The sequence below is a fragment of the Fructilactobacillus frigidiflavus genome (genome assembly GCF_044054575.1).
GTDB classification, from domain to species: Bacteria; Bacillota; Bacilli; order Lactobacillales; family Lactobacillaceae; genus Fructilactobacillus; species Fructilactobacillus frigidiflavus.
The window spans coordinates 267,973-286,374 of sequence record NZ_CP168716.1; the positions used below are offsets into that span (position 1 = coordinate 267,973).

The 18,402-nt window shown below is 39.4% G+C and carries 17 protein-coding genes; 13 read left to right on the forward strand and 4 right to left on the reverse strand.

The window, feature by feature from the left end; genetic code table 11:
• Nucleotides 1–212: 212 nt before the first annotated feature.
• From xylB to ACEPSS_RS01475, 3 genes are all read right to left on the reverse strand, one after another.
• On the reverse strand, nt 213–1,712 hold the full coding sequence (gene xylB, locus ACEPSS_RS01465; RefSeq protein ID WP_395319536.1) for a xylulokinase: 1,500 nt from the start codon (nt 1,710–1,712) through the stop codon (nt 213–215).
• A gap of 29 nt (nt 1,713–1,741) precedes the next feature.
• Complete coding sequence (locus ACEPSS_RS01470) at nt 1,742–1,927, reverse strand: XRE family transcriptional regulator (RefSeq protein ID WP_395319538.1); 186 nt, start codon at nt 1,925–1,927, stop codon at nt 1,742–1,744.
• A gap of 68 nt (nt 1,928–1,995) precedes the next feature.
• On the reverse strand, nt 1,996–2,967 hold the full coding sequence (locus ACEPSS_RS01475) for a GMP reductase (RefSeq protein ID WP_395319540.1): 972 nt from the start codon (nt 2,965–2,967) through the stop codon (nt 1,996–1,998).
• A gap of 492 nt (nt 2,968–3,459) precedes the next feature.
• On the opposite strand from ACEPSS_RS01475, the gene ACEPSS_RS01480 reads away from it, so the two are divergent.
• From ACEPSS_RS01480 to ACEPSS_RS01535, 12 genes are all read left to right on the forward strand, one after another.
• Nucleotides 3,460–4,632 (forward strand): 2-isopropylmalate synthase, encoded by a 1,173-nt coding sequence (locus tag ACEPSS_RS01480; RefSeq protein WP_395319542.1) that lies wholly within the window; start codon nt 3,460–3,462, stop codon nt 4,630–4,632.
• Nucleotides 4,625–5,662 (forward strand): 3-isopropylmalate dehydrogenase, encoded by a 1,038-nt coding sequence (leuB, locus tag ACEPSS_RS01485; RefSeq protein ID WP_395319544.1) that lies wholly within the window; start codon nt 4,625–4,627, stop codon nt 5,660–5,662. The genes ACEPSS_RS01480 and leuB overlap by 8 nt, the downstream gene beginning before the upstream one ends.
• A 9-nt stretch (nt 5,663–5,671) precedes the next feature.
• Nucleotides 5,672–7,045 (forward strand): 3-isopropylmalate dehydratase large subunit, encoded by a 1,374-nt coding sequence (leuC, locus tag ACEPSS_RS01490; protein ID WP_395319546.1) that lies wholly within the window; start codon nt 5,672–5,674, stop codon nt 7,043–7,045.
• 2 nt (nt 7,046–7,047) lie between these two features.
• Nucleotides 7,048–7,632, forward strand: coding sequence for a 3-isopropylmalate dehydratase small subunit (leuD, locus tag ACEPSS_RS01495; RefSeq protein ID WP_395319548.1), 585 nt, complete (start codon nt 7,048–7,050; stop codon nt 7,630–7,632).
• A gap of 20 nt (nt 7,633–7,652) precedes the next feature.
• Entirely contained in the window at nt 7,653–8,450 is a 798-nt protein-coding gene (gene sufC / locus ACEPSS_RS01500) for a Fe-S cluster assembly ATPase SufC (RefSeq protein ID WP_395319550.1), read from the forward strand.
• Nucleotides 8,451–8,461: 11 nt separating this feature from the next.
• Nucleotides 8,462–9,694: a Fe-S cluster assembly protein SufD gene (gene sufD, locus ACEPSS_RS01505; protein WP_395319552.1), complete on the forward strand. Its 1,233-nt coding sequence runs from the start codon at nt 8,462–8,464 to the stop codon at nt 9,692–9,694.
• The gene (locus ACEPSS_RS01510) at nt 9,675–10,913 is read left to right on the forward strand and encodes an aminotransferase class V-fold PLP-dependent enzyme (protein ID WP_395319554.1); all 1,239 of its coding nucleotides are present in this window, start codon (nt 9,675–9,677) and stop codon (nt 10,911–10,913) included. The genes sufD and ACEPSS_RS01510 overlap by 20 nt, the downstream gene beginning before the upstream one ends.
• Nucleotides 10,900–11,349 carry a Fe-S cluster assembly sulfur transfer protein SufU gene (sufU, locus tag ACEPSS_RS01515; protein ID WP_395319556.1) on the forward strand — a complete coding sequence of 150 codons (450 nt, stop codon included), beginning with the start codon at nt 10,900–10,902 and terminating at the stop codon, nt 11,347–11,349. Before ACEPSS_RS01510 ends, sufU begins: the two co-directional genes overlap by 14 nt.
• 1 nt (nt 11,350) lies before the next feature.
• Nucleotides 11,351–12,754 carry a Fe-S cluster assembly protein SufB gene (gene sufB, locus ACEPSS_RS01520; RefSeq protein ID WP_395319558.1) on the forward strand — a complete coding sequence of 468 codons (1,404 nt, stop codon included), beginning with the start codon at nt 11,351–11,353 and terminating at the stop codon, nt 12,752–12,754.
• A 371-nt stretch (nt 12,755–13,125) separates the two neighbouring features.
• Nucleotides 13,126–14,868 (forward strand): dihydroxy-acid dehydratase, encoded by a 1,743-nt coding sequence (gene ilvD, locus ACEPSS_RS01525; RefSeq protein ID WP_395319559.1) that lies wholly within the window; start codon nt 13,126–13,128, stop codon nt 14,866–14,868.
• 15 nt (nt 14,869–14,883) lie between these two features.
• Nucleotides 14,884–15,198 (forward strand): metal-sulfur cluster assembly factor, encoded by a 315-nt coding sequence (locus tag ACEPSS_RS01530; RefSeq protein ID WP_395319561.1) that lies wholly within the window; start codon nt 14,884–14,886, stop codon nt 15,196–15,198.
• A gap of 15 nt (nt 15,199–15,213) precedes the next feature.
• On the forward strand, nt 15,214–16,167 hold the full coding sequence (locus ACEPSS_RS01535) for a bile acid:sodium symporter family protein (protein ID WP_395320449.1): 954 nt from the start codon (nt 15,214–15,216) through the stop codon (nt 16,165–16,167).
• A gap of 69 nt (nt 16,168–16,236) precedes the next feature.
• Here the strand turns inward: ACEPSS_RS01535 and ACEPSS_RS01540 are convergent, their stop codons facing one another.
• Nucleotides 16,237–17,388 (reverse strand): hypothetical protein, encoded by a 1,152-nt coding sequence (locus ACEPSS_RS01540; RefSeq protein WP_395319563.1) that lies wholly within the window; start codon nt 17,386–17,388, stop codon nt 16,237–16,239.
• A 100-nt stretch (nt 17,389–17,488) separates the two neighbouring features.
• On the opposite strand from ACEPSS_RS01540, the gene ACEPSS_RS01545 reads away from it, so the two are divergent.
• Complete coding sequence (locus ACEPSS_RS01545) at nt 17,489–18,133, forward strand: CPBP family intramembrane glutamic endopeptidase (RefSeq protein WP_395319565.1); 645 nt, start codon at nt 17,489–17,491, stop codon at nt 18,131–18,133.
• Nucleotides 18,134–18,402 lie beyond the last annotated feature (269 nt).

The following is an 18,402-nucleotide window of genomic DNA, read 5'->3' on the forward strand; positions in this document are numbered from 1 at the left end:
TAACAAATAAGTAATAATAGCAACGATCAACATCGCCACTAAATAATCAAAAGAAGACATAAAACTAAACTCCTACCGCCGTCTGAGTTACCAACTCTTCACGACTTGCTAATGGATAATTAGCTAATTTACACTATATCATAAATACGAACGCACGTTCTGGTTAATTTAAAATAAAAAGGCATCCAGATAATCTGAACACCTTTACCAATTTATTGCTTAAATTTTTGTAATTCATGACTAATTTCAGCAGTTTGTGGATATACTTGCTGATAAATTGCATATAACTGATTGTATTTTTCCACGTTGGCAGGAATTGGATTATGCACTTCCGCGATGTGAACGAATTTTTTGGCACATGCTTTAAAGTCTGGGTACCAACCTAAACCAACGGCGGCAATCATGGCAGCTCCCATTCCTGGTCCCTGTTCGTTGGCCAACTTCTTAACCGGATTATTAAAGATATCAGCTTGAATTTGCAACCACAAATCACTTTTTGAACCACCACCAATTGAAATAATTTCATCAATCTTGGCATTTTGTTCCCGATAAATGTTTAAAATATCTCTAAAACTAAAGGTTACTCCTTCAATCACAGCACGAGCAAAATCATTACGGTCTTGCGTTGCATCAATTCCCAAAAAACTACCCCGAATATCAGCATCCGCATACGGTGCCCGTTCCCCGACAATATAGGGAGAAAAAAGTAATCCGTTGGCTCCCACACTCGAACTGGCAGCCCCACTAATGACCTTGGCAAACGGAACATCCTTACAAAAAGTATCTTTAAACCAGCTAAGCGAATAGCCAGCGGCCAAAGTTACTCCCATGGAATAGTAAGCACCGGGGACGACGTGATCTTCCATTTGTACGCGACCTTGATAGGCATCGACTGGTTGATCTTCATACTTTAAAATGACCCCAGAAGTTCCAATACTAGAAAGAACCACATTAGGTGATAAAATCCCAGCCCCTAAAGCACCACAGGCATTATCGGCCCCACCACCAAAGACTTGTGTGGTAGTTTTCAAACCAGAAAATTCTGCGTATTCTTTAGTAATTGTTCCCACATCAGTAGTTGCTTTAATTAATGGTGGCAAAATCCTCATCGGAATCCCAAATCTTTCACAAATTTGTTTGCTCCATTGATTAGTATGAATGTCTAACAAAGTCGTTCCCGTGGCATCCGAATAATCAATGCCTAATTTACCAGTCATCCGATAACGAACGTAGTCTTTGGGCGTTAAAATAACAGCTGTTTTCTGCCAAATCTCTGGTTCATTTTCTTTTACCCACAAAATTTTAGGAAGGGTAAATCCTTCTAAAGGCCGATTACCGGTAATTTTAACGAAATCATCACCCATTTGGTCATCGATTTCATGCCGTTGTTTAGTTGTCCGCGTATCATTCCACAAAATTGCGGGACGAAGCACATCATGCTGTTGATCTAACAAAACTAATCCGTGCATTTGACCAGAATAGCTGATTCCTTTGATATCACTGGCTGCAATTTTGTCATCTAAAATCAAACGTACAATCGCAACCGTCGTTGACATTACCCAATCATTAGGGTTTTGTTCACTATAACCAGACTTTGGGTGGCTAAGTGGATAATCAAACGATTCTTGTGCAATGACGTTTCCCTCGCGATCCACCGCTGAAACCTTAACTGCACTAGTGCCTAAATCTACTCCTAATACACACTCTTTCATGCCATTTTCCCCTCTCAAAACATCCAAATTTAATCATCTTCATTATAGTTGAAAGGTTTTGGGGCCGCTTGGTTAAAGCCTAATTTTTCTTTATCATTCATGCTTTTAACGGCATTAGTTAACTTACTAGATTCCTTTTCTACGCCTGCTCTAAAATCAGGATCTTTTAGGTCTTTAGCAAAAATTTCATCAATACTAATACTATTATTTTTCATATCTATGCTCCTAAAAAAGGACTTACCTTGATTAATATCAAAGTAAATCCTTAAAATTATTAAATTATTTAGTCACCATTGTAAATTGAGTTCTTTACAATTACATAATCAACGGTCTTCAAAGCTGAAAGATCACGCCCACCAGCGTAAGAAACTGATGATTGAAGGTCTTCTTTCATTTCTTGAAGGGTATCGTAAATGCTTCCCTTAGAAGTAACGAGCAACTTTTTACCTTCGACATTGTGGTAAGCACCCTTTTGGTATTCTGAAGCAGAACCAAAGTATTCCTTGAACACTTTACCGTCTTTTTCAACTTTTTTACCAGGTGATTCAAGATGTCCAGCAAACATTGAGCCAATCATAACCATGGAAGCACCGAAACGAAGTGACTTAGCGATGTCACCGTCAGTTCTAATTCCACCATCGGCGATAATTGGTTTCCGAGCACCCTTTGAACAAGCGTTGATAGCAGCTAATTGCCAACCACCAGTTCCAAAACCAGTTTTGATTTTAGTGATACAAGCTTTTCCAGGTCCAATTCCGACTTTAGTAGCATCCGCACCCGCATCTTCTAAGGCCCGCACTGCTTCAGGAGTTCCCACGTTTCCGGCAATCAAGAAGATGGAAGGCGCTTTTTCTTTAATGTATTTAATCATTTTAATCACAGAATCTGAGTAACCATGCGCAATATCAATCGTTACGTATTCAGGAAGATCACCAGATTTCACTAACTCATCAATGAAGTCGTATTCAGCTGGTTTCACTCCAATACTAATTGAAGCAAATTGACCATGATCGTGCATTGAACGAATGAAATCATGGCGTTTTTCTGGTTGAAAACGGTGCATCACATAAAAATAACCATTTTTAGCCAGTGAAATGGCTAATTCTTCGTTAATTACGGTTTGCATGTTGGCCGGAACAACAGGTAATTTAAAGGTCCGGTCACCAAATTTCATTTCAGTATTACACTCACTTCGCGAGTTTACAATACATTTGTTAGGGATTAATTGGATATCTTCGTAGTCAAAAACTTTCATGTTTATTCTCCAGTCATAACGAACTTTTAAAGTTTCAAAGATTAATATTATTCGTATTACTACCATTATATTATCCGAAAAATGGTAACAAATCAAGAATATTTTAAAATAGTTCGTAAATAATTGTTGACTTTCGCAAAAAGCTAAGCTATTATTCATATATCAATTAAATAATTAATCTTAAAAACTAGTAATGATTGAATTAGTAAGGTTGTCAGAATTTTCCAGCGAGCGTTGATGTGGTGGAACAACGTATTTTCTACAACTCGAAAGATCAACATTAAATTGAATTCTTTTAGAGGAATTCAGGTGTGATTGCCTTTATCTTAATCCGAGTATAACCATCGATTTTCGATGCCGTACTTGTCAAGGTCAGTCATGTGAGTGATTGGCGAATAAAGGTGGTAACACGCACAAGCGTCCTTTTTAATCTAACGATTAAAAGGGGCGCTTTTTTTGTTTTTAAGTCACTTACACTTTGGAGGGAAAATCATGAAAGAACAAAACATTCAATTTTTTGACACCACGTTGCGTGATGGCGAACAAACCATCGGCGTTAATTTCAGCATTGAAAACAAAGTTGCCATTGCCAAACAATTAGAAAATTGGGGTGTCGATGTCATCGAGGCTGGTTTCCCCGCTGCTTCACCCGAAGATTTTAAAGCCGTGCAAGCGGTAGCCGAAGCCGTTGACCATGCTTGCGTCACCGGCTTGGCTCGTTCCAAACAAAGTGATATTGATGCTTGTTACGAAGCAACCAAAAATGCCAAGCACAAACAAGTTCACGTCTTCATCGCCACGAGCCCCATTCACCGCGAATATAAACTACATATGACGAAAGCCCAAAACTTGGCCGCTATTCAAGCATCCGTGAGCTATGCCAAACAATTCTTCGACCAAGTCCAATTTTCCCCCGAAGATGCCACACGAACGGAACCTGACTACCTAGTGCAAGCCATTAACACAGCCATTGATGCTGGTGCAACGGTAATCAACATCGCAGATACTGTGGGATATACCAATCCCGTTGAATTCGGCAAGTTGTTTGATTATCTTCAAGCCAATGTCCCTAAATTTAACGAAACCATTTTCTCCGTTCACTGTCACAATGATCTTGGAATGGCAAATGCCAATGCGCTTGCCGGCGTTGAACACGGTGCCACACGGATTGAAGGCACGATTAATGGCATTGGCGAACGGGCCGGAAATACGGCACTGGAAGAAATTGCAGTGGCTATGTCAGTTCGTAAAGATTATTACCACGACTCCAATCAAATTGATTTGCAACAAACCAAAAAAACTTGCGATTTGATTAGTCAACTCACTAACATGCCCATTCCTAACAACAAAGCGGTCGTCGGAAGCAATGCTTTCTCCCACGAATCTGGGATTCATCAAGATGGGATGCTTAAAAATGCCAGTACCTATGAAATTCTCACGCCCGAATCAGTCGGCATGGGCACGACCGTTTTGCCCCTGGGAAAACTTTCTGGTTCTCACGCCGTTATGAATCGAATTCAATCACTTGGCTACCAAGTTTCAAAAGAAGATATGAAAGTTATCTTCCCCCTTTTCAAAAATAAAGCTGATCAAAAAGCCATTATCGATAATGAAGACCTTAAACAAATTATGAAAACCTATCAGGAGGTTCCCGTTCATGAATAAAATTACAGTTTTGCAAGGTGATTACATTGGACCCGAAATTATGGCAGCCGGACTAAAAGTTTTAGCCGCTGCGACCGAAAATGAAAATTTTGCCTACAAATTAACTTATGCGCCTTTTGGTGGTGAAGCGATTGATAAAGTCGGAGAACCACTCCCCCAATCAACAATTAACGAATGTAAAAATGGTGATGCCGTTTTATTATCCGCAATTGGTGGTCCAAAATGGGATGACAGTCCAGAACGTCCGGAAAAAGGCCTCTTGAAAATTAGACAAGCGCTTAATTTATATGCTAATATTCGACCAACCCATATTTCTTCAGCGATGCAAAAATACTCTCCCATCAAAAATAATCACGAGGTTGATTTCGTGATTGTCCGCGAATTAACCAGTGGGATTTACTTTGGTACTCCGCGAGAAACGACTTTAGATTACGCCCTTGATACGATGCGTTATACTCCCCAAGAAATTGAGCGCGTCACGGAAGTCGCCTTTAAAATGGCCAAAACCCGCAAGCATCATGTCACGCTAGTTGATAAATCAAACGTATTGGATACCAGTAAACTTTGGCGCAATGTCGTGCAACAAGTGGCCTTGCGTTATCCCGATGTCACCGTTGATTTTTGTTATGTTGATGCGATGTCAATGAAATTAATCAGCAATCCGAGTCAATTTGACGTAATTCTTACCGAAAACTTATTTGGTGACATTCTTAGTGATGAAGCAGCAGAAATCACTGGCTCATTAGGATCAATCCCTTCCATGAGTACCAGTGATGGTGGCGTTGCTTTATACGAACCAATTCACGGTTCTGCTCCTGATATCGCCGGTAAAGGAATTGCTAATCCCTTTTCGATGATTAATTCGGTCAGCATGATGCTCAAAAATTCCTTTCAGCGTCCTGACCTTGCGGCAAAAATTGAAACGGCCGTTAATGCGGCCGTTGAAAATGGCGTTGTAACTCCTGATTTGCAAGGAACTAGTACCACTGAAGCTGTCACTAACTATGTAATTAACGAGATGAGAAAGTAGGTTTTGAAAATGGCCCAAACAATGTTTGATAAAATTTGGAACTCCCACGTGATTATGGGGGAAGTCGGCGAACCCCAACTAATGTACGTTGATTTGCACCTTTTACATGAAGTAACTTCTCCCCAAGCCTTTGAAGGTTTGCGGGAAAATCATCGAAAAGTACGCCGGACGGATCGTTCGTTTGCGACTGCTGATCATAATGTTCCCACGGTGGATATTTTCAACATCAAAGATGAAATTTCTAAACGCCAAATTGAAACCCTTAACCAAAACGCCAAAGACTTTGGAGTACGACTTGCCGGACTTGGTCATCCTGATCAAGGAATTATTCATGCCATCGGTCCCCAATTGGGATTGACGCAACCGGGGATGATTATTGTCTGTGGTGACTCCCACACTGCCACTCACGGAGCGATGGGATCAATTGCTTTTGGAATTGGAACTAGCGAAGTAGAACACGTCCTTGCTACCCAAACGATTTGGCAAACGAAACCCAAAACCATGGGCATTCATGTTCACGGTAAATTGCCCAAAGGCGTGTACGCCAAAGACGTCATTATGGCCATTATTGCCCGTGAAGGCGTTTCTTTCGGAACTGGTTACGGAGTTGAATTTTATGGTGATACCATCCGCAACATGGAAATGGAAGAACGAATGACCCTTTGTAACATGGCCATCGAAGGGGGCGCCAAAGTCGGAAACGTCCAACCCGATCAAAAAACATTTGATTACGTGCGCGGTCGTAAATATGCACCCAAACACATTGATGAAGCGATTGAATACTGGAAACAATTTACCACCGATGATCCTAGTGCCTTTGATAAGGTCATTGAACTAGATGCAACCGAATTGGCGCCCTATGTTTCATGGGGAACAAATCCCGGAATGGCTGTCCAAGTTGACGAAGTCTTTCCAGAAATTAAAAACAGTGATGATCAACAAGCTTACGACTATGCTGGTCTAAAACCCGGCCAAAAGCCAGGCGACATTGATATTAAATGGGTCTTCTTTGGTTCTTGTACCAACGGTCGTCTTTCTGATTTGAAAATTGCAGCTAAAATTTTGCAAGGTCATCACATTGCTGAAGGTGTAACGGCCTGGGTGGTTCCTGCCTCACGGACGATTCGAGAACAAGCAGAAGCTCTGGGTCTTGATAAAATTTTCAAAGCTGCTGGTTGTGAATGGCGCGAACCCGGTTGTTCAGCTTGTCTTGGGATGAATCCCGATCAAGTTCCCGCCGGAATCCATTGTGCTTCTACTTCTAACCGAAACTTTGAAGGTCGTCAAGGTGCTGGCTCGCGGACACATCTTGCTAGTCCAGCCATGGTGGCTGCAGCCGCCATTAATGGGCACTTCGTTGATATCAGAAAGGAAGACTACTAATTATGGAAAAACTAACTGTGATTGACTCAACCATCGTACCGATTATGAATGACAACATCGATACCGATCAATTGATTCCCAAACAATTTTTGAAAAACATTCTCAAAACCGGCTTTGGCAAAAATCTCTTTTATGATTGGCGCTACACTGCTCCTAACCAACCCAATCCCGATTTTATTTTGAACCACGCTGACCGCCAAAATGCCGAAATTTTGGTAACTGGTGAAAACTTTGGTTGTGGCTCTTCAAGAGAACACGCCGTCTGGGCCCTAAAAGACTACGGTTTTAAAGTCATTATTGCGGGTGGCTACAGTGATATTTTCTACATGAACAGTACCAAAAATGGAATCCTTGCCATTAAACTTCCCAGCGAACAACGGGAATATTTAGCTAAAATTCCTGCAGCACAAGCAATCCAAGTAAACCTCCCCGAACAAAAAGTAATGGTTAATGATCAAGTCTTCCCGTTTGAAATTGACGAACGAATTAAACACAAACTAGTTAATGGACTCGATGACATTGCCATCACGATGAACTATATGGATCAAATCGAAGCTTTTGAAGCTCGAATGCCAAATTTTAATTAACCCGAAAGGTAAGATAACTTATGACAACCCTCGCTATCAAAGATTTACACGTTAATGTAATTGACCAAGACACTGAAAAGGAAAAAGAAATTCTCAAAGGCGTTAATTTGACCATTAAAAGTGGTGAAACCCATGCCATTATGGGACCCAATGGGACTGGTAAATCAACCTTATCCGAAACCATTATGGGTAATCCTAACTACCGGATTACTCAAGGTGATATCACGATTGATGGTAAAAGTATTCTTGACTTAACCGTTGATGAACGTGCTCGCGCTGGTTTATTTTTAGCCATGCAATACCCCGCTGAAATTAAAGGAATTACCAACGCTGAATTCATCCGCGCGGCTATGAATGCGCGCCGTCCCGAAGCTAATCCGGTTTCAATTACTGCCTTCTTAAATGAACTCGACGAAAACTTAAAAGTCTTGAATATGACTGAGGAAATGTCAGAACGTTACCTAAACGAAGGTTTCTCTGGTGGTGAAAAGAAACGAAATGAAATTTTACAAATGATGATGATTAAACCTAAATTTGCCATTTTAGATGAAATTGACTCGGGACTTGATATTGATGCCCTTCAAGTCGTAGCACGAGGCGTGAACTCGATGGATCAAAGTCAATTAGGAACGTTAATGATTACCCATTACCAACGGATTCTAAATTACATCAAACCCGATTTCATTCATGTGATGATGGGTGGCAAAATTGTCCAGACTGGGGGCTTTGAATTAGCGGCTGAACTAGAAACCAATGGTTATGCTGCGTTACGTGACCGTCTTGGTTTGGACATTGACCTAGTTGATGAAGATTTATAAGGAGAATTAACATGGCTCGTGATAAATTTATGGCACAACTAGATGCCAACCTAGTTAACCAGGCTGCTTTCGTTAATGAACCCCAGTGGATGACTGATTTAAGAATCAACGAATTCAATAAGCTAGCGGATGAAGCGCTTCCCCGCGTTGATAAAATTAAATATCAAAGTTGGAAAGTGATTAATCAAAAAGTAACTTCCAGTGATGCCATTGCTACTGAAACTTTTACCGTAACGGAAGAAATGCAAGCAGCCGAAGTTGTCATTTGTGATTTTGAAACTGCTTTAACCGAACATGAAGACTTACTTAAACCCTACCTAGAAAAGATTTGTGAAAAACAAACGGATCGATTGACGAGTTTGAACTTTGCGGCTCTTAATCAAGGAACGTTTATCTATGTGCCTAAGAATGTGGAACTCAAAACCCCGATTAACATTACCACTACCCAACATACCGAAACCCAGCGAACCCTCTTTGATCGAATTGTAATTGTGGGAGACGTTAACAGTCATTTTGACGTTGTCCATAGTACCCAAAGTCAGGGAAACGCGAAAACGATTGCCCATCTAAGTGCGGATGTTTTTGCTAAAACTGGTAGTAAAATCCAATTCTTTGGCATGGACGCCACGGCTAGCAACACCACTTCGTTTATCATGCGACATGCCTGGGCTAGTAAACACGCGACCATGAACTGGATGATTGGTGCGCTAAACGACGGGAATACCGTTGCCGACTTTATGGTTGATTTAGATGGCGAAGGCTCTGTTTCTGATAGTCGAGTGGTTGGAATTGCGAATGGTCGGCAACAACAAGGGATTAATACTCGTTTAACGAACTTTGGCGTTCATTCCGATGCCCAAATCGACCAGCGGGGCGCCATTTTAGATAAAGCCAAAATCGTTTTTAACGGCATTGGAAAAGTCCAACATGGGGCGCATAACGCTAATAACCAACAACAAAACCACGTCTTGATGCTTTCTGATGAAGCAAGCGGTGATGCTAATCCAATCCTGTTGATTAACGAACATGATGTGGTCGCAGGACATGCGGCAAGTATTGGTCGTATTGATGAAAAACAACTTTACTACCTCATGAGTCGGGGCTTGTCTAAAACCGTGGCCGAAAAGCTAGTAATTCGTGGTTTCTTAGGCATCATTTTGGCCCAAATCCCCTCTAAAACCATTCGAGATCAAATGGTTACGACCATCGAAAGGAAGCTTGATCATGAAAGACCAACACCCTAACTACAAAGCTGATTTTCCAATTTTGAATAAAGACTTTCAGGGTGAACCTCGAATTTACCTAGATAGTGCGGCTACTTCGCAAAAACCCCAAGCTGTGGTCGATGCCATTAGCAACTTTTATTTAACCAACAATGCCAACGTGCATCGCGGTGTTGGTAGTATGTCCCAAGTTGCGACGGATAAATACGAAGCGGCTCGACAAACGGTCGCTGATTTTATTCACGCCCCCAGCAGTCGAAACGTCGTCTTTACGCGTTCAACGACCGAAAGTTTGAACTGGATTGCGGCGGGGTATGCAAAAAAAATCCTCCAACCAGGTGATGAAATCTTGATTTCCGTGGCCGAACATCATAGTAATCTAATTCCCTGGCAACAAGTTGCCAAGGAAACTTGGACGACCCTCAAATTTGTCGATTTAAATGCACAAGGCCAAGTCGATTTAGCTGATTTTAACCATAAATTATCCAAGCATACGAAAATTGTGGCAATAACTCAGGTTTCTAACGTCTTAGGCAGTATTAATCCGATTGCCGAAATTGCCAAATTAACTCATCAAGTTGGAGCAAAATTAGTCGTAGATGCGGCCCAAGCAGCGCCCCACCTTGCTTTAGACGTCCAAGCGTTGGATGCTGATTTTCTCGCTTTTTCGGGACATAAAATGTTAGGTCCCACTGGAATTGGTGTTCTTTATGGCAAAATGGAAGTTCTAGAAGCGATGGATCCCGTGCAATTTGGCGGTGAAATGATTGATGAAGTTAGCCAGCAGACCGCAACCTGGCAACCAGTTCCACTCAAATTTGAAGCAGGTACTCCCAATATCGTCGGTGCGATTGGCTTAGCGGCTGCCATTGATTATTTACAACAAATTGGAATGGATCAAGTTGCAAAAATGGAACATGAATTAGTTACAACTTGCTTAGCCGAATTAAAACAAATTGAAGGTGTGACCGTCTATGGACCGCAAAATCCGGCTGACCATACCGGCGTTGTAGCTTTTAATTTAGCTGGAATCCATCCTCATGATGTTTCGACCGGGTTAGATTTAGAAGGAATTGAAGTCCGGGCTGGTCATCACTGTGCTCAACCGCTCATGCAAGCTTTGGGCGTTGAGTCCACCGTGCGAGCTAGTTTTTACTTTTATAATACCCAAGCAGATGTCCAAAAATTAATTGAAGCAATCAAAAACGTAAAGGAGTTCTTTGAAAATGGGATTGCGTGATATGAGTCAACTCTATAAACAAGTCGTGTTAGACCACGCCAAATATCCGCGAAATTTTGGGGAGGTGGACCACGCTACTGAAACCGAAACCTTACGGAATCCAAGTTGTGGTGATGAAATTACCGTTGCTTTGACGGTTCAAGACGATTTGATTACGGATATCCATTTTCACGGAATTGGTTGTACGATTTCTAAAGCCTCTACCAGTATGATGACGCTAGCGTTAACCGGAAAAACCTTGCCAGAAGCACAAAAGTTGATTAAAGCTTTTCAAAATAACGTGATTAACAAAGCAATTAGTCCAGCTGAGCAAGCCGAACTTGGTGATGCCAGTTTGTTGAGTACCGTGGCCCAATTTCCGACACGGGTCCGATGCGCAACTTTAGGCTGGCATGTCTCAGAAAATATCATTAACGAACTCAAAGGAGCTGAATAACATGGTTGATGTATCGGAAGTCCTCAGTAAACAAGAATATGAATTTGGGTTTCACGATGATGTGACCCCCTTTTTCTCAACGGGTGAAGGGTTAACCGAAGACGTAGTTCGCCAAATTTCTGCGGAAAAAGAAGAACCCGCATGGATGTTGGAATACCGTTTGAAATGTTACCAAACCTTTCTCAAAATGGAAGACCCCGCCTTTGGTCCGGATCTAAATGGTTTGGACTTAGATCACATGAAATACTACCAAAAAGCCACAGACAAAAAGTTCCGCGACTGGGATGATGTTCCGGCTGAAATCAAAGAAACCTTTGACCGAATTGGAGTTCCCGAAGCAGAAAGAAAATATCTTGCGGGCTCCTCTGCTCAATACGAATCAGAAGCGGTTTACCAAAACATGCAGGCTGATTTGCAAAAACAAGGTGTCATTTTCTTGGATACAGATTCTGCTTTGAAGCAATATCCAGAATTATTTAAAAAATGGTTTGGCAAGTTAGTTAAACCCACTAACAATAAATTTGCCGCTTTAAACGGAGCGTGTTGGTCAGGCGGAACCTTTATCTATGTTCCAAAAGGAGTTCACGTTTCGGCCCCCATCCAAACTTATTTCCGGATTAATGCTGCTAACTCTGGCCAATTCGAACGGACCCTCATCATTGTTGATGAAGGTGCGCATCTCGAATATGTCGAAGGTTGTACCGCACCGACCTATAACTCTGATAGTTTGCACGCCGCCGTTGTAGAAGTTAATGTGCTTCCCCACGCGTACTGTCGTTACACTACCATTCAAAATTGGTCTAACAATGTATACAGTCTAGAAACTAAACGGGCTCAAGCCCTCGATGACGCTTGTATGGAGTGGGTCGATGGTAACCTTGGTTCCAAAATTACCATGAAATATCCATCCGTTTATCTTAATGGTCGCGGTGCTAAGGGCACGATGCTTTCAATTGCCGTGGCTGGCGAAAACATCAAATCCGATACGGGAGCCCAAATGATTCATAATGCACCCGAAACCTCATCTTCGATTATTTCAAAATCAATCGCTAAAGATGGTGGTTCCGTTGATTATCGTGGTAAAGTGCACTTTGGCCGCGATAGCCAAGGCTCAACTTCGCACGTCGAATGTGACACGATTATCATGGACGAAAAATCAACGAGTGATACGATTCCTTATAACGAAATTTACAATAGTGATGTGGCGATGGAACACGAAGCCAAGGTTTCTAAGATTTCTGAAGAACAACTTTACTACTTGATGTCCCGCGGAATTAGTGAAGCCAAAGCCACTGAAATGATTATCATGAGTTTCATTGAACCATTCACTAAAGAACTTCCCATGGAATATGCTGTAGAATTGAACCGCCTCATTAGCTACGAAATGGAAGGTTCAGTTGGTTAATTCCAATTAAAGTTCGCCATTTTTAAAATTATCTTAATTTTATATTGACAACGTTCGTTTTTATTGTTAAATTTAGATAAATTATTAATTAACATTTAAAAGAAAGGAATTCTAGCCATGCAAACTGCTACTCTAGCTTTGATTATTATTATTTTATTAGTCTCACCAGTGATTATTATTAAGCAAATCTGTGTGGATAATAAAATGTTTTTAGCGTAGCTAGAATTCTAACGTCCTCACAGTTTCGTCGAAATTGGAGGATAGTCTTTTAACCAAAGTCCCCCAGTTTCCTGAACTGGAGGACTTTTTTTGTTTAAAAATTAATAGTTTAACTAGAACCGTAACTTCCCCCACTCGAAAGGAGAAAAATTATGGCAGATAATTTTTCATTTAACATTACCAGTAAAGATTTAAATTCCCATTCTGATCGAATCAAATTAGGTGCGCATCAGGCTCCCGCTCGATCATTACTTTACGCAACCGGGCAAATTAAAAATCCCGAAGACATGAAGAAACCATTCATTGCGGTGTGTAACTCATACATCGAAATTATTCCTGGACACGCGCACTTACGTGGGTTAGCCGATGTAGCTAAACAAGCCATTCGTGATGCCGGCGGAATCCCCTTTGAATTTAATACCATCGGGGTTGATGATGGAATTGCCATGGGGCACGAAGGAATGCGCTACTCCTTACCTTCACGTGAATTAATTGCTGATTCAGCTGAAACGGTAATTAACGCCCACTGTTTTGATGGCGTGTTTTTCATGCCGAACTGTGACAAAATCACGCCCGGGATGATCATGGCTTCCTTACGATGTAACGTTCCATCCGTTTTCGTTTCGGGTGGTCCTATGAAAGCCGGATTAGACGCTAATGGAAAGGCTGCCACTTTATCTACGATGTTTGAAGCCGTCGGAACCTTTGAATCTGGCTTAATGACCAAAGAAGAATTTCTGAAACTAGAACAAAATGCCTGTCCGACTTGTGGTTCCTGTGCCGGAATGTTCACTGCTAATTCCATGAATACTTTAATGGAAATCATGGGCATTGCTTTACCATTTAACGGAACGGCGCTTGCCATTTCTGACGAACGAAAAGATTTAGTTCGTGAAGGTGCGAAACAATTGATGAGAATGGTGAAAGAAGATGTCCGTCCGCGTGATTTATTAACCAAAGAAGCGTTAGATGATGCGATGGTGCTTGATATGGCCATGGGTGGTTCCACGAATACCGTTTTACATACGTTGGCCATCGCCCATGAAGCTGGCATTGAATATAATCAAGCTGACATCAATGAGATTGCGAAAGAAGTTCCCTACTTAGCTAAAATTGCTCCTTCATCAAAATGGACGATGGAAGATGTGCATAAGGCTGGTGGTGTCCCATCGATTGTTAAAGAATTAATACGCATGGGTGGCGTCCTTCATCCTGATCGCATGACCGTTACAGGCAAAACGGTACGCGAAAATGTGGCTGGCCATGAAATAAAAAACACCGAAATCATCCATAAGTTTGATGTGGATCCTTATTCTAAACAAGGTGGTCTTTCAATTCTTTACGGAAACCTTGCTCCGGATGGGGCCGTAATCAAATCTGGAGGAGTTGATCCTTCCATCAAGACCTTTACGGGAAAAGCCATCGTCTTTGATTCCGAACAAGAAGCCGTGCATGGCATTGATAATGGTAAAATCCATCCCGGTGATGTCATCATTATCCGTTATGAAGGTCCAAAAGGTGGTCCAGGAATGCCAGAAATGCTGGGACCGACTTCCGCAATTATGGGAATGGGACTTGGTAAAGAAGTCGCCTTAGTTACTGACGGCCGTTTCTCAGGTGCTTCCCGGGGAATCTCCGTTGGCCACGTTAGTCCGGAAGCAGCTTCCGGTGGTCCAATTGGCTTAGTGGAAAACGGTGATGAAATTACGATTGACTTGGTTAATCGGACCATCGAATTACACGTTAGTGATGAAGTTTTGAACCAACGCAAAGAACACGTCAAACCATTTAAGCCCAAAATTGAAAGTGGCTGGTTATTACGTTATCAAGCCTTAGTTAAATCAGCTAACACTGGGGCAGTTATGAAAAATATTGAAGAATTATTTGAAGTTTAATGAAGGAGTTTACCCATGAAAAAAGCTGAAAGTTTGAAAGACCGTATGCTAGAAAATCTAGAACAAGTTATTGATCCAGAACTACGCTGCGACATTGTTAATCTAGGTTTAATTTATGGGCTGACTTTTGAAGACGGAACTGCCACAGTTACAATGACCCTCACAACGATGGGTTGCCCACTGATGGCAGTGCTTGAAGAAATGGTGAAAAATGCTTTGCTCCCGATTCCCGAAATCAAGGAAGTAGTCGTTAAACTGGTCTGGGAACCAGCCTGGAACATTGATCGAATGAGTCGGTATGCAAGAATTGCATTGGGCATTCACCGCTAAAAAAGGAGAAATATGATGACGTTTCTGAAAAAATTATCTGACTTTTTAACTAAATATTTTGTTGTAATTATTGTCTTAGCCTGTTTATTTGCTTACTTCATTCCGGGACCAGGAGTGGCGTTAGCAACCACCAAAATCGGACATTTATCAGCTGTTTCAGTTTTATTAATGATTGTACTGTTTGGAATGGGTATCACCCTTTCATTAGAAGACTTTAAGGAAGTCGCTAAAAACCCGAAAATGGTTATTTTAGGAACGGTGGCACATTACGTAATCATGCCTTTAGTGGCCTTCATGTTAGTCCATTTATTTGGTTTAACGGGCGCAGCGGCTGTGGGGGTAATTCTCGTGGGATCAGCTCCATCTGGAACGGCCTCAAACGTAATGTCTTTCTTAGCTGGAGGAGACGTCGCTTTAGATGTGGCAATTGGGTTGCTTTCCACTTTACTAGCTCCCCTCATGATGCCTTCCTTATTAAAACTGTTGGCCGGTAAATGGGTCACTGTTCCTTTCCAGGAAATGTTCTTTTCGGCATTAGAAATTGTCGTGGTCCCAATTGTTTTAGGGGTAGTGGTGCATACATTATTTAAAACGCACGTTAATAAATTAATCAAAATCATGCCGCTTATCTCACAATTAGCCATCTTAATCATCATCTTGGCAATTTTCTCAGCCAATGCTCACAATATTCTTTCAGCAACGGCACTAGTTCTCGTTCCCGTTGTTATCCTTCACAACTTGCTGGGTTACACTCTCGGTTACGGCTTTTCTCGTTTACTTAAAATGAATAAGCCACAACAAAAAGCCATTACTTTTGAAGTTGGGATGCAAGACTCTGCTTTGGCATCAACGCTCGCAATTTCTTACTTCTCCCCTGCTTCAGCCTTGCCAGCGGTAATGTTCTCAGTTTGGCACAATATCTCTGGATCAAGCCTCGCATCATGGTGGCGGAATCATGATCGTAAATAAAAATAGTATATAACAAAGAGACGCCTAGCTAGAAAAGCTGGACGTCTCTTTGGTTAGTTTTTAATTATATTAAAAGTTTATAACTTCTGAAAACCAGTTAGGTTTTTCTAGCAAAAAATCAAAAAAGATATCTGTCTTAAGATCTTTAACATAATCATATGGTATATCAAATGATTTAATTTCATAATTATTGTTTTTATATAATTTCCAAACGCTATCTATTTTCAGCAAAACAAATGATAATTGATGATATTTATAATTTCCCCACTTGTTCCTATCTTTTGAATCATTAGCATCCCGCGTTCCTTTCCAAATTAAACTATATATTTGTCCGGGAGATAGCGTTTTTAACATTCTATTAAATAAATTTGTAATATCCTCAATATTATTTTTTTCTTTTTCATTACGGCTTACTAATTTTAAGTTATATTCATCCATTTTGATTGTTAATAATTTTATTAATTCAGAAATAACTATTTTTTTATAAACATCTTTAATTTCATCTGATTTATATTTAGATAATAGATTTTCATCTGTTAAAAATTTAAGTTTGTCTATCGAACTATTTATATTGATATTAAAATTAACTTCTGTAGGATAAAATACATTAGGAAAATTATCAGCCATTTTAAAAGATTCAATTGTACTATTAGAAGATATTGTTAATAAATTTTTATCGAATAATGGAGCAAGTAATTCATAATAAGCCTGAATATTTAATTTATTATCTGATGTTATATCTTCAAGAGATCTTGCATGATTAATTTGTAAAATTTCAGATATATTCAATCTATCCATCAAACTAATGTTTTCTAAATCGACTAAATCCAAATTTTGATTTTCGTAATGATTTTTAATAATTTGTTGATAATATTTACGACAGTTATCACATCTACAGTTTATAGATTGTCTATGACCACAAACAATACATTCATAATTTGATTCTTCTATATCGAATTTAACAGATTCTTTTGATGGTAATTTTGAAATCATTAAATTACCATCATATTGACATTTTAGATTACTAGTAAGGTTAGGAAAATCAGAACGAATATTTTTTAAGTTTGTATTTAAATTATATTTTTCAATTAATTTAGACAATGTCAATGAATTAAAATAATAATCAATTAATATTTCAATTAATCTTTCTTTTGATACTTCATTAAACGTTTCTCCTCTTGATTCATAATTAATATGATTTTTTATATAATTAGTATCCACTGTTTCCCCCAATATAAAAATTTTTCATTTTATCACTATTCTATTATCTACATAATATTATGTTAAAATCAATCTAATCATATTTTCAAGGAGATAACAAATGAAATTAATAAGAATTTTCGGGAATTTTATTTTATTCCAATTAATAATATCCGTACCTATCTATATGTTATCAATTCTTAACAAAAATTTATTTTCATATTATTCACTTGCAACTCTTTTTATTATCATTCAATTGGTTTATGTTTTTTTAGAAAATAAGCATTATAATCTATATCTCTTTAATTTAAAATTTCATAATTATCGAAAAATAATTACATTAGGAATGGCATTAATTTTAATAAATCAATTAGTTTTTATTTTTCTAGCAAATGAAAAAGTTATAGATAATTCTTCAGCAGATGTATTTATAAATCTATCTGAAACCCATGGCTGTTTTCCATTTGTGTACGTATTAATACTTGCTCCAATTCTAGAAGAAATATTTTTCAGAGGCATCTTTTACAGAATCCTAATCCCAGCTAATAATATAGTTATAAATTATAAGATATGGATAATCATCTTTATAAATGCCATTCTATTTTCTTACCTACACTCACCCTTAGGATTAAATAGTATTTGTTATTTCATTGGTTCACTGATTTTGTCCGTTAGTTACTTAAAATCTAAAGATTTAAAGGTTCCAATTATACTTCACTCATTTAACAACATAATTAGTTTAATTATCCCAAATTTGATTAATTAATAATGAATCGATTCCAAAATAAAATCATCAATAGTCAAACAAAAAGGACGGTTATCAATTCTAATTGAATTGGAATCAGTCCCTTTTTTAATCTTCATTTTTACTGATACATCATCATTTCATGCTCAATACAGATTTCCCCTGCATTTCCATAAAAGAGGCATTCAAATTTTCTAAACCACTTTTTCATAGTCTTCTCCTAAAGTCCCTGATACAAATGAACTTCAAATTCATGTTTACGGTCGTTACTTACATACATCTTAAAAAAC

Bases quoted from the DNA above. Each gene is read 5' to 3' on its own strand.
- ilvD (WP_395319559.1), top strand. From the start codon at position 13,126: ATGGCAGATAATTTTTCATTTAACATTACCAGTAAAGATTTAAATTCC.
- xylB (WP_395319536.1), bottom strand. From the start codon at position 1,712: ATGAAAGAGTGTGTATTAGGAGTAGATTTAGGCACTAGTGCAGTTAAG.
- sufD (WP_395319552.1), top strand. From the start codon at position 8,462: ATGGCTCGTGATAAATTTATGGCACAACTAGATGCCAACCTAGTTAAC.
- leuB (WP_395319544.1), top strand. From the start codon at position 4,625: ATGAATAAAATTACAGTTTTGCAAGGTGATTACATTGGACCCGAAATT.
- ACEPSS_RS01475 (WP_395319540.1), bottom strand. From the start codon at position 2,967: ATGAAAGTTTTTGACTACGAAGATATCCAATTAATCCCTAACAAATGT.
- ACEPSS_RS01470 (WP_395319538.1), bottom strand. From the start codon at position 1,927: ATGAAAAATAATAGTATTAGTATTGATGAAATTTTTGCTAAAGACCTA.
- sufB (WP_395319558.1), top strand. From the start codon at position 11,351: ATGGTTGATGTATCGGAAGTCCTCAGTAAACAAGAATATGAATTTGGG.
- ACEPSS_RS01530 (WP_395319561.1), top strand. From the start codon at position 14,884: ATGAAAAAAGCTGAAAGTTTGAAAGACCGTATGCTAGAAAATCTAGAA.
- ACEPSS_RS01535 (WP_395320449.1), top strand. From the start codon at position 15,214: ATGACGTTTCTGAAAAAATTATCTGACTTTTTAACTAAATATTTTGTT.
- ACEPSS_RS01510 (WP_395319554.1), top strand. From the start codon at position 9,675: ATGAAAGACCAACACCCTAACTACAAAGCTGATTTTCCAATTTTGAAT.
- leuD (WP_395319548.1), top strand. From the start codon at position 7,048: ATGGAAAAACTAACTGTGATTGACTCAACCATCGTACCGATTATGAAT.
- leuC (WP_395319546.1), top strand. From the start codon at position 5,672: ATGGCCCAAACAATGTTTGATAAAATTTGGAACTCCCACGTGATTATG.
- ACEPSS_RS01480 (WP_395319542.1), top strand. From the start codon at position 3,460: ATGAAAGAACAAAACATTCAATTTTTTGACACCACGTTGCGTGATGGC.
- sufC (WP_395319550.1), top strand. From the start codon at position 7,653: ATGACAACCCTCGCTATCAAAGATTTACACGTTAATGTAATTGACCAA.
- sufU (WP_395319556.1), top strand. From the start codon at position 10,900: ATGGGATTGCGTGATATGAGTCAACTCTATAAACAAGTCGTGTTAGAC.
- ACEPSS_RS01545 (WP_395319565.1), top strand. From the start codon at position 17,489: ATGAAATTAATAAGAATTTTCGGGAATTTTATTTTATTCCAATTAATA.